Source organism: Sphingomonas sp. RS2018 (assembly GCF_054489605.1).
The window spans coordinates 76,710-89,045 of sequence record NZ_JBTMWL010000001.1 but is presented as its reverse complement, the minus strand read 5'-3'; the positions used below and the strand labels follow the sequence as shown (position 1 = coordinate 89,045).

Sequence of the window (12,336 nt, the reverse complement as noted above, 5' to 3'; positions counted from 1 at the left end):
CCGGCCTATAGTCGTGCGGTCACCACGCCCGCCGGGGATGCGACCATCTCCGGCGCCAACGCGTCGTCGCCATGCGCGCGCATCTGTTCGGACCGCGATGCGATCGTGTCGGCGATGTGCAGATAATAGTCGCGCTCGGTGCCGGTCGCCTTTTTCCAGCCGTCGTAATAGTCGCGGGTCATGACCCGGCGACAGCGTTTGCACACCTTGAAGTTCGCCTTGCCGCGCCGCTCGTCGACTGGCCGGCGGTAATCGTGCCCGAATACGAAGCACAAGAGACCCATAATACGCATCCCCACTCGTGACGCAGGTGCAACGGCGTCGCGCCCGGACCGTTCCGTACGCACCGCCGCATCGTCGGTCACCGTGTGAGAGATAGACGCAAACCGGTGGAAAACGGCAATCTTATTTCGCGCTTCCTCCCGCGCGATGCCGGCGGTAGACCGCGGCATGCTGGAAATGCGTCCCGACTGCGAACGATGCGGCGCCGATCTGCCCGCCGATCAGGCCGGCGCCTTCATCTGTTCGATGGAATGCACCTTCTGCGCCGAATGCGCCGACATTCTTGACGAGCGATGCCCGAATTGCGGCGGCGAACTGCTCGACCGACCCGCGCGGGTCGGCGATGCGCTGCGCCGCAACCCCGCCTCGACCGAGCGGCGCTACCCATCCCGTTGAGCGGACGGCGACCGATTCCCCTGTCCTACCCCGCGGCCTTCGTGGCATGGGCGGGCCCATGATGACCGGCCCGACGATCATACGCGCGATGTGGTTTCAGGACTCGACGGTGTCGATGTTGGTACTATCAACATTCGAGGTCGAGAACCGCTCACACGTCTCAACTTTGTCAACATTCGCGGGCGCGGCGGCATGACGACAGCGCGCATCCTCATCGTCGCCGGCTCCGATTCCGGCGGCGGTGCTGGTATTCAGGCGGATGTGAAGACCGTCACTATGCTGGGCGGTCACGCCATGACCGCGATCACCGCGCTGACCGCGCAGAACACGTTGGGCGTCCAGGGCGTGATGCCGGTTCCGGCCGATTTCGTCGTGCAGCAGATGCGCTCATGCATTGACGACATCGGCGTCGATGCGGTGAAGATCGGGATGATCGGCTCAGCCGAAGTCGCGCGGGCGGTGGCGGAATTACTGGTGTCGATCGGCGTGCCGGTGGTGCTCGATCCGGTGATGATCGCGACCAGCGGCTCCGTGCTCGCCGATCCCGCGGCGATCGATGCGCTGCGCGAGATCATGGTCTTCGCTACCGTCACCACCCCCAACTTGCCCGAACTCGCCGCCCTCGGCGGGCTTGAGGCTATGACCGCCCATGGCGAGACCGTGCTGGTGAAGGGCGGTCATGCCGAAGGCGATATCGTCATCGACCGCCTCGTCGGTCCGGACGGCGAAATCGCGCGCTGGTCCAACCCGCGCATCGACACGCCGCACACCCACGGCACCGGCTGCACCCTCGCCAGCGCGATCGCGGCGGGTCTGGGGCAGGGGATGCTGCTGCCGGAGGCGACCGAACGCGCCATCGCTTTCGTACGCGCCAGCCTCGCGGCAGCGCCCAGCCTGGGGCAGGGGCACGGTCCGATGGGTCAGCAATTCGCGAACGGCTTCCGATGCCCGGCCTGAAGCACGAGAAGCTGTGCCTCGCCCCGGTCGCCGGGGTGGACGAAGCCGGGCGCGGGCCACTCGCCGGCCCCGTCGTCGCCGCCGCCGTCATCCTCCCCGCCCGCGGCATCCCGCGCGGCATCGACGATTCGAAGAGGCTGTCGGCGAAGGAACGCGAACGGCTGGCCGAGCGGCTTCGCGGCTGCGCGACGATCGGCGTCGGCATCGTCGAGCCCGAAGAGATCGACCGGCTGAACATCTACTGGGCGACGATGAAGGCGATGACGCTGGCAGTTGACGCGCTCGGCATCGTGCCGGGCCATGTGCTGGTCGACGGCAACCGCAGCCCACGCTGGAATCACGCCTGCACGCCCTTGGTCGGCGGCGACGCCATCAGCGTCTCGATCGCCGCCGCCTCGATCATCGCCAAGACGACGCGCGACGCCATCATGATCGCCGCGGCGGAGACCTTCCCGCACTACAATTGGCATTCGAACAAGGGCTATGGCTGCGCCCACCACCTGCGTGCTTTGCGCGAACACGGCCCCACCCCGCTCCACCGCCGCAGCTTCGCGCCGGTCGCGCAGGCGGAATTGCCGTTATCTTTGGTCGACGAGTCTTTCGCGCCACACCACTAGGGGTTGTGGATAACTTATCCACAGGGCTCAACATCGAGTCGCGGCCCACAAATGTTCCGCTTCGGCAACGATCACGCCGCCGGACGCGTTAACCATTCCGGGCTTGACGGAGTCCGCTCGCTCCGCCGATTTCCTCGGTCGTAAAGCATGGGGGCTGATTCAGTGGGGGTTATCGAAAAGATCAGGCGCGGGTCCGCGCCCGCCGCCGCTACGCCGGCCGACCTACCGCTCGACCGGATCATCAAGGGCGACTGCATCGCCGCGATGCGCGCACTGCCCGCCGCCAGCGTCGATCTGATCTTCGCCGACCCGCCCTACAATCTTCAGCTCGGTGGCGACCTCGCGCGACCCGACGGCAGCCATGTCGATGCGGTGACCGACGCTTGGGACAAGTTCGATAGCCTCGCCGCTTACGACCGCTTCACCCGCGCCTGGCTGGCCGAGGCGAAGCGCATCCTGAAGCCCAATGGCGCGATCTGGGTGATCGGCAGCTATCACAACATCTTCAAGGTCGGCGCCGCGATTCAGGATCTGGGCTACTGGATCCTCAACGACATCGTCTGGCGCAAGGCGAACCCGATGCCCAACTTCAAGGGCACGCGCTTCACCAACGCCCACGAGACGCTGATCTGGGCGTCGATGGGTGAGAAATCGCGCTACACCTTCAACTATCGCAGCATGAAGACGCTGAACGACGAGCTGCAGATGCGCAGCGACTGGGAATTCCCGATCTGCGGCGGGCAGGAGCGGCTGAAGAAGGACGGGGTGAAGGTTCACCCGACCCAGAAGCCCGAGGCGCTGATCTACCGTATCCTGCTGGCCTGCTCGAAGCCCGGCGACATCGTGCTCGACCCGTTCTTCGGCACCGGCACGACCGGGGCGGTGGCGAAGCGGCTGGGGCGGCACTGGATCGGCATCGAGCGCGAGGACGACTACATCGCCGCGGCGGAAGAGCGCATTGCCGCCGCCCTGCCGCTCGACGAATCGGCGCTGACCACGATGCAGTCGCCGAAGGCCGCGCCCAAGGTCGCATTCGGCACGCTGGTCGAAACCGGTTATCTGCTGCCCGGTGCGGTGCTGACCGACGCGAAGCGCCGCTGGCGCGCCACCGTCCGCGCCGACGGCTCGCTGCTCAGCGACTGCGGCCAAGCCGGCTCGATCCACAAGCTCGGCTCGCTGCTGCAGGGCGCCCCGGCGTGTAACGGCTGGACATTCTGGCATCACGACGACGGCCGCCCGCTGAAACCGATCGATGTGCTGCGACAGACGTACCTGCTGGCGACGCAGCCGTAGAATTCGAACGGTGATCGAACCTCGAGTCATCCCGGCGGACGCCCGGCTCTACCTCCGTCCCGAAGCTTTCGTGGACACCCCCGTCGGCCGGGACGGAGAGGTCGCGCGGCTGGCCGGCGGGTTGATCTGGTTCGCTGCCTATGAGCTGATCGCCGTCGTCGACACCGCCCGCGTGGTGCAGGCAAGCGTGCCCGTCGCCTCGCTCCCCGGCCTCATCGCCAACCTGCCCGAGGCACAGGCCGCCCGCCTGCGCCTGCTCGCCGAACGCATCTCTGCACCGCGCGCGCCGCTGATATTGGGCGATCGCATACTACGGCTCGACCAGCCCGCGGCGATGGGCATATTGAACGTGACGCCCGACAGCTTCTCTGACGGCGGCGTACATGGCGACGATCCGGGTGCGCTGGCCCGCATCGGCTTCGACATGGGCGTGGCCGGAGCCGCGCTGGTCGATGTCGGCGGCGAATCGACGCGACCGGGGGCGAAGCCGGTGTGGGAGGGCGACGAGATCGCCCGCATCGAACCCGTCGTCCGCGCGCTGGCCGCAACCGGCACGCCGGTCTCCATCGACACCCGCAAGGCGGCGGTGATGGAGGCTGCGCTGGCCGCCGGCGGGCACATCGTCAACGACGTGGCGGCACTCGCCCATGACCCGCGGGCGCTGGCCGTGGTCGCGGCGGCTGGGTGCCCGGTCGTGCTGATGCACTCGCCCGACCCGGCGACCGGCCCGCATGCCGGCAGCGGCTATGGCGACGTGCTGATCGAGGTGTTCGACTGGCTGGAGGCGCGGATCGAGGCGGTGACGGGAGGCGGGGTCGAGCGTGCGAAGATCCTGGTCGATCCGGGCATCGGCTTCGCCAAGTCGTTGTCGGACAATCTCGCGCTCCTAAACGGCCTCGCGCTGCTGCATGGCCTCGGCTGCGGCATCGTGCTGGGGGCCAGCCGTAAGCGGATGATCGGGGCGCTGTCGAACGAGGCGGGGGTCGAGGACCGGCTGGGCGGCAGCATCGCGCTCGCGCTGCACGGCGCGGATCGCGGGGCGCAGCTGTTGCGGGTCCACGACGTGCCCGAAACCGCGCAGGCGTTGCGCGTCTGGCGGGGCTTACGCGACGCCGCGCTGACCGGAAGGCGGGGTTAGCCGGTCAGCTGTTGCTGGGCGCGATCGGCCAGCGCCTCGAGGCCCGCCTGCTGCTCCTTGGTCAGCCCGTCGCGCGGCGCCAGATCGAGCACGCACAGCGTCCCCACCGCCTGCCCGTCGGTGACCAGCGGCACGCCGGCATAGAAGCGCACGCGCGGATCGAGCGTGACCAGCGGATTGTCCGCCGTCCGCGGGTCCTCGGCGAGATCGGGGATGGTCAGCGCCGCGCCCGCCGCCAGCGTATGCGCGCAGATCGCGACCGCGACCGGCGTGCCGGGCAGGTCGGTGCCGACCTTCGCGCGGAACCACTGCGTCTCGCGGTCGAGCAGCGTCACCAGCGCAACCGGCGTGCCGCACAGCGCCGCGGCCTCGGCGGCGATGTCGTCCAGCACTGGATCGGCTGGCGCATCGCTGGCGATACCCAGTTCCTCCAGCGTGCGCAGCCGCTCCGCATCGTCGATCGCCCAGCCGCTCATCACAATTCCTTCAGGCGAAGATCGCCGCGAGTCCGCCGGCGATCGCCAGCGATGCGGCCAGCAGCGCGCCGACCCGGCGACGACGCTTGCGTCCGTAGACGTCCCATGCGGGAATATCGAGGTAATGGCCACTATTGGCGCCTGGCTTCAGCACCCCGGCATCGCACAGCCGCTCGAACATCCTCCGTCGGATGCGCCGGTCAGGCTTGAACGGCACCGCCTTCTCCGGCGACACCGCGTCGCGCGACATGAAATGCGAGATCACGTCCCGCCGCGCCTTCGCCACTACCGCCGCTGCCGTCGTCGCCATGTTCCGCTCCCCTAACGCTTGCGCCCCTGATGGCGGATGTTGGCAGGTCGGCCGCGCCGCTTCAACACGCGCGGCGGCCCCCCGCGCTTGCGATCGTCGCCACCGCCCGCCGAGCCCTTGCCGTCGGTCAGTTCGAAGCGCAGCGCGCCGCTGACCGGATTGGCCTCCGCCAGCCGCAGCTGCAATCGCTGGCCGAGCGTGAAGGCGGTGCCGCTATGTTCGCCGACCAGCGCCTGCGCCTTTTCGTCCCAGCGGAAATACTCGCTGCCCAGATCGCGCGCCGGCACCAGCCCGTCGCCGCCGACGCCCTCGACCGTCGCGAAGAAACCGAACGGCTGCACCCCGGTGATGCGCGCATCGACGATGCTGCCGACGTGTTCGGACAGATAGGCCGCGACATAGCGATCGATCGTCTCGCGCTCCGCCTCCATCGCGCGGCGCTCCAGCTTGCTGATGCCCTCGCCAATCTTCTCGAATCCGGCCGCCTCGTCGCTCGTCAGCCCGCCGGGGCCGAGGTTATAGCCCTCCACCAGCGCGCGGTGGACCATCAGATCGGCATAGCGGCGAATCGGCGAGGTGAAGTGCGCGTAGCTGCCCAGCGCCAGCCCGAAGTGCCCGGCGTTGGCGGGGCCGTAATAGGCCTGCGTCTGGCTGCGCAGCACCTGCTCCATCGCCTGCGGACGGAAATCGGCATCGCCGACCAGCGCGAGCAGGCGGTTGAAGGTGGCGGGGCGTACGACCTGCCCGAGCGCGAATTCGACGCCGAACGTCTTCAGATACTCCTTCAGCGCGACCAGCTTCTCGCGCGCGGGCGGTTCGTGGATGCGGTACATCACCGGCATCTTCTTCGCCTCCAGCGCCTTGGCGGCAGCGACGTTGGCGGCGATCATGAAATCCTCGACCAGCTTGTGCGCATCCAGCCGCTCGCGCGGCGCGACCGACAGGATGCGGCCCTGTTCGTCGAGCACGACGCGGCGTTCGGGCAGGTCGAGGTCGAGCGGCTCGCGCGCTTCCCGCGCCGCGTATAGCGCGCGCCAACAGTCCCACAGCGGGCGCAACGCCGTCTCGGTCAGCGGATGATCGAGCGTACCGTCGGTAGCGGCCTGCGCATTCTCATACGCGATGTTCGCCGCCAGCCGCACGACGGCGCGGGTGAAGCGCCAGCCCTCCAGCTTGCCGGTCGCCGATATCTTCAGGTGACAGGCGAGCGCCGCGCGGTCGACGCCTTCCTTCAGCGAACACACGTCCGCCGACAGGATCTCGGGCAGCATCGGCACGACGCGGTCAGGGAAATAGACCGAGTTGCCGCGCGCCCGCGCCTCGCGGTCCAGCAACGATCCGGGCCGAACGTAAAAGCTGACATCGGCGATCGCGACGATCGCGTCCCAGCCGCCGTCGTCGTTGCGCTGCGCCCAGATCGCATCGTCATGGTCGCGCGCGTCGATCGGATCGATCGCGACGATCGGCAGATGGCGCAGATCCTCCCGGCCGTCGCCCAGCGGCTGCGCCGCCGATGCCCTGGCCTCGTCCAGCAGATCGCCGGAGAACACGTGCGGGATGCCGTGCTTGTGGATCGCGATCAGCGAGAAACTGCGCGGGGCGAAGGGATCGCCCAGCCGCTCGACGACCCGCGCGGTCATGCGCGGCGGGCGCCCGGCTTTCTCCGCCAGCACCAGATCGCCAGCCTTCGCCTCGCCGGCATCGGACACGATCCAGTCGCGGCGATCCTTCTTGTCGAGCCCGGCTAGGAACAGCTTGCCGCCTTCCTCGCGCAGCACGCCCATCATCTGTTCTTCGGCGCGGGGCAGCACCTTCATCGGATGCGCGATCCAGCCCTTTCCGGCCTCCTCGGTGCGCGCCAGCACCCGCGCGCCGACCCCCAGCGCGCCGCGACCGCGCTCACGCACCCGCAACCGGGGCGGCGGCGTGCCCTCCGCCTCCCAGCGATCGGGCACCGCCCAGACGTTGCCGCCGTCATCGACATCGACGACCCGCAGCACGGTCACCTTCGGGACACCGCCCATCTTGTGGAAGGCGCGGCCCGCTGCGCCGTCGATCAGCCCTTCGTCGGCCATGTCCTTCAACAGCGCCTTCAGCGCGATCTTGTCGGCGCCGTGCAGGCCGAAGGCGCGCGCGATCTCGCGCTTGCCCGCGGGGGTGTCCGACGTCGTGATGAAGTCGAGGATCTGTTGGCGGGTGGGAAGTCCCGGAGTGCGCTTCGGCATCGACGACAGATAGGGGGTCCGGCGGTCCGCGTCACCCGTCCTGTCCCGGATCGCGCTGCAGCGGCCCGGCGTCATGGCGCAAAAGCAACCGAAACACGCTGCATTCGTCCCCTGTTGTCGCTTTTGTCACCTTTGCGCGCGGACGGCGGAGTCGGCGATGACCTGCGGATCATCCGATGGGATGAAGCAGATTACGGCGTTGTAGGACATGGGCTTCACGAGGCGGACCTACGACCTATTGCAGCGTGCCCGTATCGTCGTCGTGCCGGCCGAAGAACGCCAGCAGTTGCAGGATCAGCTCGCTGCGATCAGCCAGCGTTTCCGCCTCCAGCAGCGCCTGCTTCGACGCGGGATCGAACGGCGCGATCTGGGCGATGCCGTTGACCAGCGCCTCGTCATCCAGCCGCGCGACCGCCTCCCAGTCGACCGCATAGCCCTGCGCCTCGGCGAAGCGGCGCGATTCGCTCTCCAGCGCGGCGCGCTCGCCGAGACTCAGCGTCTCGTCGCGCGGACCGTCGAGCAGCACCGCTTCGACCTGACGAAAGCTGGTGGTGACATCCAGTTCGCGGACGATGCGGAACTTCGCCAGCCCTTCCAGCACGATGTCGAAGCGGCCGTCGGCCAGCGCCTCGACATCGGCGATCCGCCCGACGCAGCCGATGTCGAACAGCGGCGCGGGGTCGCCCTCAGCCCGCGGTGCGCCGCGCGGCTGCACCATGCCGATGCGCCGGTCGCGCGCCAGCGAATCGGTCACCATCGCGCGGTAGCGCGGCTCGAAGATGTGGAGCGGCAGGTGCATGCCGGGGAACAGCAGCGCGCCCGGCAGCGGGAAGATCGACAGCCGCGTCCGGGTCGCCGTCCGGTCGATCTCGCTCATCCTACCAAGTTCCTCATCCAAACAGTATCGCGCTCAGCTTGCGCCGATGCGCCGACACCCACGCGTCTTCCAGCCCGACCGCCTCGAACAGCTTCAGCAGCTGCGCGCGCGCCGCGCTGTCGTTCCAGTTCTTGTCGGTGGCGATCGATCGCAACAGCGTCGCCGCGGCGCCGTCGCGGTCGCCCGCCGCCATCTGCCCGCCGGCCAACTCCATCGCCGCTTCGTGATCGGTCGGATCGGCGGCGACGCGCGCGGCGAGGCCCGACAGGTCGGCGACCGGCGTCGCGGTGCGGGCGAGATCGATCGCCGACCGCGCACGGGCGACTTCCGGCGCCTTCGCCGCATCCTCGCCGAGCGCCGCAAGCGCGGCCTCGGCCTCATCCACCCTGTCGAGCGCGATCAGCGCGCGGGCGCGGCCGGCGGCGACCACGACATGGTCGGGCGCCATCTCGGCCAGCTGGTCGTAGATCGACAGCGCGCGGTCAGCCTCGCCGTCGCCCAGCACCTGCTCGGCCATCGCGATCAGCGGTTCCAGTTCCGCCTCCTGCGACGCCGCCTCGCTCTGCACCGGCAACTGGCGGAGCAGCTGGTCGAGCATCGTCTTCAGCGCCCCCTCGGTCCGCGCGCTCGTCAGGTCGGCGGCGAGCTGGCCCTGGAACATCGCATAGACGGTCGGGATCGAGCGCACCTGGAACTGCGCGGCGATGAACTTGTCCTTGTCGACGTCGATCTTGACCAGCTTCACGCCCTTGTCTGCATAGTCGGTCGCGACTTTGTCGAGGACCGGGCCGAGCTGTTTGCAGGGGCCGCACCACTCCGCCCAGAAATCGATGATGACGAGGCTGGTCATCGACGGTTCGACGACGTCGCGGCGGAACGCCTCGACCGCATCCTTGTCGGCGGGGGACATGCCTAACGTGGCCAAGGGGCGCTCCTTACACTTCGTATCGGGACAGTCGCCGTCATGTGGGCGTTCGCCGCGGCTGCGCCAAGTGTTTTTGCGCGAGCGCGAAATCGGGGTTGCGGGGGGCGGAACGCTGCGCTAATGGCCCGCCTCCACCCACCCGGCGCATCGCCGCCGGGTCGCCAAGAGCGGGCGTAGCTCAGGGGTAGAGCACAACCTTGCCAAGGTTGGGGTCGAGGGTTCGAATCCCTTCGCCCGCTCCAGTCGCCGTCGTGGACGGCGGCTCATCAGCATTGATCGATGAGTTCCGGCGCCGCGAAGCGGTGACGGCTTGCGCGTCGCTACGCCTCGTCGGTCTCCAGCAGCGCCGCCGTGCGTCGCAGCAGGTCGGCCGCGCGCGCTTCCATGATTCCGTCGAAGCGCACGGTCGGCACCGCGTAGCTGAAGGCGCCCAGCACATCGCCGTCCACGACCACGGCGCGCCCGACGCCGTGCATGCCGGGCGTATGCTCCTCGCGCGTATAGGCGGTGCCGCTGCGACGGATGTCGGCGATCTCGCGCCGCAACGCGTCGGCGTCGATGATCGTCGTGTCGGTGAAGGACGGGCGATAGGTCTCGGCCAGATAGGCCTCGATCGTGTCGTCGGGCAGCGCTGCGAGGATCGCCTTGCCCGCGGCGAAACCGTGCATCGGCGTCACCGCGCCGACATCGATGGCGTAGCGCAGCGCATGTTCGCTGGTGTCGGTCGCCAGCGCCTCGACCTGCCATGCGCGCCGCACGAAGAAGGACGCCGTCTCCCCCAGCACCACGCGCAGCGACCGCACCAGCGGCGCCACCCGCTCGGCCAGCGAGAAGCTGCGGTCCTGCGCCTGCAACCGCGCGAGGCCGGGGCCAGCGACATACTGGCGGCGGTCGCGGCTGAGGTAGCGCCGCTCGACCAGCGTGCCGAGCAGATAGGACAGGCTGCTGACCGGGATGGACAGCGCGGTCGCGATCTCGCCGGCCACCACCGGGCGCTGGCTGGCGACGACATATTCGATGATATCGAGCGTTCGCATCGCCGATTTGACGGTCGGGGTATCGGTCATCCCGACCCTATATCGCAGCCGTCCGCCAGCGCCAGTCCGGTGCCTCGAGGCGACGAAGCGATGTGATGAACGACCTGCTCTAAGGCACCAGCACCGTATCGACCGGGAGTTCCGCCGTCTCCGGATAGTCGAGCGTATAGTGCAGCCCGCGCGATTCGTGGCGATGCAGCGCCGATCGCACGATCAGTTCGGCGGCCTGAAGCAAGTTGCGCAGTTCGATCAGGTCGGGCGTCACGCGGAAGTTACCGTAATGGTCGGCGACTTCTTCGTTCAGCATCGCGATCCGCCGCGCCGCGCGTTGCAGCCGTTTGGTGGTGCGCACGATGCCGACGTAATTCCACATGAAGCGGCGGATCTCGGTCCAGTTCTGCTTGATGACGACCTCTTCGTCCGAATCGGTCACGCGGCTGTCGTCCCAGGCACGGATCGTCGGTGGCGAGCGCAGCGTGTCCCAGCCGGCGTCGATCGCCTCGGCCGCCGCCTCCCCGAACACGAAGCATTCGAGCAGCGAATTCGACGCCAGCCGGTTGGCGCCGTGCAGCCCCGACTGGGTGCACTCGCCCGCGGCATAGAGGCCGGGCAGGTCGGTGCGCCCGTCGCGATCGATGACGATGCCGCCGCAGGTGTAATGCTGCGCCGGTACCACCGGGATCGGCTGGCGCGTCATGTCGATGCCGAGGCCAATCAGCTTTTCGTAGATGTTCGGGAAATGCCCCTTCACGAAATCGGCGGGCATGTGGCTGATGTCGAGGTGGACGAAATCGAGGCCGTAGCGCTTGATCTCCGCATCGATCGCGCGAGCGACGACGTCGCGCGGCGCCAGTTCCATCCGCTCGGGATCGTAATAGGTCATGAAACGCTTGCCCGTCGCCGGGTTGACCAGCCGCCCGCCCTCGCCGCGCACCGCCTCGGTAATCAGGAAGTTCTTGACCTCTAGGTTGTAGAGGCAGGTCGGGTGGAACTGCATCATCTCCATGTTCGACACGCGCGCGCCCGCACGCCACGCCATCGCGATGCCGTCGCCGGTCGCGCCGCGCGGCGCGGTGGAGAACTGGTACGTCCGCCCGGCGCCGCCCGTCGCCAGGATCGTGGCCCGCGCGCAATAGGTCTCGACCTGCCCGGTGCCCTTGTTGAAGGCGTAGACGCCCCAGACGTTGCCCGCGCCCGAATAGCGTTCCTCGTGCCGGCTGGTCGCCAGGTCGATCGCGACCATGTCGGGCACCATGGTGATGTTGGAATGCGCCTGCGTCGCCTTCAGCAGCGCCTCCTGCACGGCCCAGCCGGTCGCGTCGGCGACATGGACGATGCGCCGGTGCGAATGCCCGCCCTCGCGCGTCAGGTGCAAGGCGTCGCCCTCGGTCTCGAAGGGCACGCCGAGCGCCTGTAACCGCGCGATCGCCGCGGGCGCGCGCTCGACCACCATCTCGACGATCGCACGGTCGTTCAGCCCGGCGCCTGCGACCATCGTGTCGTCGACATGATTGTCGAACGTGTCGCCGGGTTCCAGCACCGCGGCGATGCCGCCCTGCGCCCAGGCAGTCGATCCCTCGTCGAAGCCACCCTTCGCCAGCACGGTCACGCGTCGCGTCTCGGCAAGGTTCAGCGCGGCAGTGAGGCCGGCGGCGCCCGATCCGACGATCAGAACATCGGTGCTGCGCGGATCGGTCGCGGGGGATGTCGGCGCGGTCGTCATCGCCAAGCTGTTGCACAGATAAGCGGGCGGGGGACAGCCGGTTTCTCGGCCGTGTCGACCTTTGCCCGGCATCGGCAGGT

General features: G+C 68.6%; 13 protein-coding genes and 1 tRNA gene. 6 read left to right on the top strand and 8 right to left on the bottom strand.

The window, feature by feature from the left end; all coding sequences use genetic code 11:
* Positions 1-5: 5 nt before the first annotated feature.
* Positions 6-365 (bottom strand): hypothetical protein, encoded by a 360-nt coding sequence (locus tag ACX40P_RS00460; RefSeq protein WP_459124338.1) that lies wholly within the window; start codon positions 363-365, stop codon positions 6-8.
* Between the two features lie 85 nt (positions 366-450).
* On the opposite strand from ACX40P_RS00460, the gene ACX40P_RS00455 reads away from it, so the two are divergent.
* From ACX40P_RS00455 to folP, 5 genes are all read left to right on the top strand, one after another.
* Entirely contained in the window at positions 451-678 is a 228-nt protein-coding gene (locus tag ACX40P_RS00455; RefSeq protein ID WP_459125191.1) for a DUF1272 domain-containing protein, read from the top strand.
* 192 nt (positions 679-870) lie between these two features.
* Entirely contained in the window at positions 871-1,635 is a 765-nt protein-coding gene (gene thiD / locus ACX40P_RS00450) for a bifunctional hydroxymethylpyrimidine kinase/phosphomethylpyrimidine kinase (protein ID WP_459124337.1), read from the top strand.
* Positions 1,623-2,252 (top strand): ribonuclease HII, encoded by a 630-nt coding sequence (locus tag ACX40P_RS00445; RefSeq protein WP_459124336.1) that lies wholly within the window; start codon positions 1,623-1,625, stop codon positions 2,250-2,252. The genes thiD and ACX40P_RS00445 overlap by 13 nt, the downstream gene beginning before the upstream one ends.
* A 162-nt stretch (positions 2,253-2,414) precedes the next feature.
* Positions 2,415-3,545 carry a DNA methyltransferase gene (locus tag ACX40P_RS00440; RefSeq protein WP_459124335.1) on the top strand — a complete coding sequence of 377 codons (1,131 nt, stop codon included), beginning with the start codon at positions 2,415-2,417 and terminating at the stop codon, positions 3,543-3,545.
* Positions 3,546-3,555: 10 nt separating this feature from the next.
* Positions 3,556-4,683 (top strand): dihydropteroate synthase, encoded by a 1,128-nt coding sequence (folP, locus tag ACX40P_RS00435; protein WP_459124334.1) that lies wholly within the window; start codon positions 3,556-3,558, stop codon positions 4,681-4,683.
* Here folP and ACX40P_RS00430 read toward each other — a convergent pair.
* The 5 genes from ACX40P_RS00430 to ACX40P_RS00410 all read right to left on the bottom strand — a co-directional run bounded on the left by ACX40P_RS00430 (position 4,680) and on the right by ACX40P_RS00410 (position 9,481).
* The gene (locus ACX40P_RS00430; protein WP_459124333.1) at positions 4,680-5,159 is read right to left on the bottom strand and encodes a GAF domain-containing protein; all 480 of its coding nucleotides are present in this window, start codon (positions 5,157-5,159) and stop codon (positions 4,680-4,682) included. The two genes, folP and ACX40P_RS00430, sit on opposite strands and share 4 nt — an antisense overlap.
* Before the next feature lie 10 nt (positions 5,160-5,169).
* The gene (locus tag ACX40P_RS00425) at positions 5,170-5,469 is read right to left on the bottom strand and encodes a hypothetical protein (protein WP_459124332.1); all 300 of its coding nucleotides are present in this window, start codon (positions 5,467-5,469) and stop codon (positions 5,170-5,172) included.
* An 11-nt stretch (positions 5,470-5,480) separates the two neighbouring features.
* On the bottom strand, positions 5,481-7,694 hold the full coding sequence (locus ACX40P_RS00420) for a ribonuclease R family protein (RefSeq protein ID WP_459124331.1): 2,214 nt from the start codon (positions 7,692-7,694) through the stop codon (positions 5,481-5,483).
* A gap of 235 nt (positions 7,695-7,929) precedes the next feature.
* Positions 7,930-8,571 carry an LON peptidase substrate-binding domain-containing protein gene (locus ACX40P_RS00415; RefSeq protein WP_459124330.1) on the bottom strand — a complete coding sequence of 214 codons (642 nt, stop codon included), beginning with the start codon at positions 8,569-8,571 and terminating at the stop codon, positions 7,930-7,932.
* Between the two features lie 13 nt (positions 8,572-8,584).
* Positions 8,585-9,481 carry a tetratricopeptide repeat protein gene (locus tag ACX40P_RS00410; RefSeq protein WP_459125190.1) on the bottom strand — a complete coding sequence of 299 codons (897 nt, stop codon included), beginning with the start codon at positions 9,479-9,481 and terminating at the stop codon, positions 8,585-8,587.
* Positions 9,482-9,663: 182 nt separating this feature from the next.
* Here ACX40P_RS00410 and ACX40P_RS00405 point away from each other — a divergent pair.
* A tRNA-Gly gene (locus ACX40P_RS00405) sits at positions 9,664-9,738 on the top strand.
* Between the two features lie 78 nt (positions 9,739-9,816).
* Here ACX40P_RS00405 and ACX40P_RS00400 read toward each other — a convergent pair.
* Positions 9,817-10,563 carry an IclR family transcriptional regulator gene (locus tag ACX40P_RS00400; protein ID WP_459124329.1) on the bottom strand — a complete coding sequence of 249 codons (747 nt, stop codon included), beginning with the start codon at positions 10,561-10,563 and terminating at the stop codon, positions 9,817-9,819.
* 79 nt (positions 10,564-10,642) lie between these two features.
* Positions 10,643-12,256, bottom strand: coding sequence for an L-aspartate oxidase (nadB, locus tag ACX40P_RS00395; RefSeq protein WP_459124328.1), 1,614 nt, complete (start codon positions 12,254-12,256; stop codon positions 10,643-10,645).
* Positions 12,257-12,336: the final 80 nt, after the last annotated feature.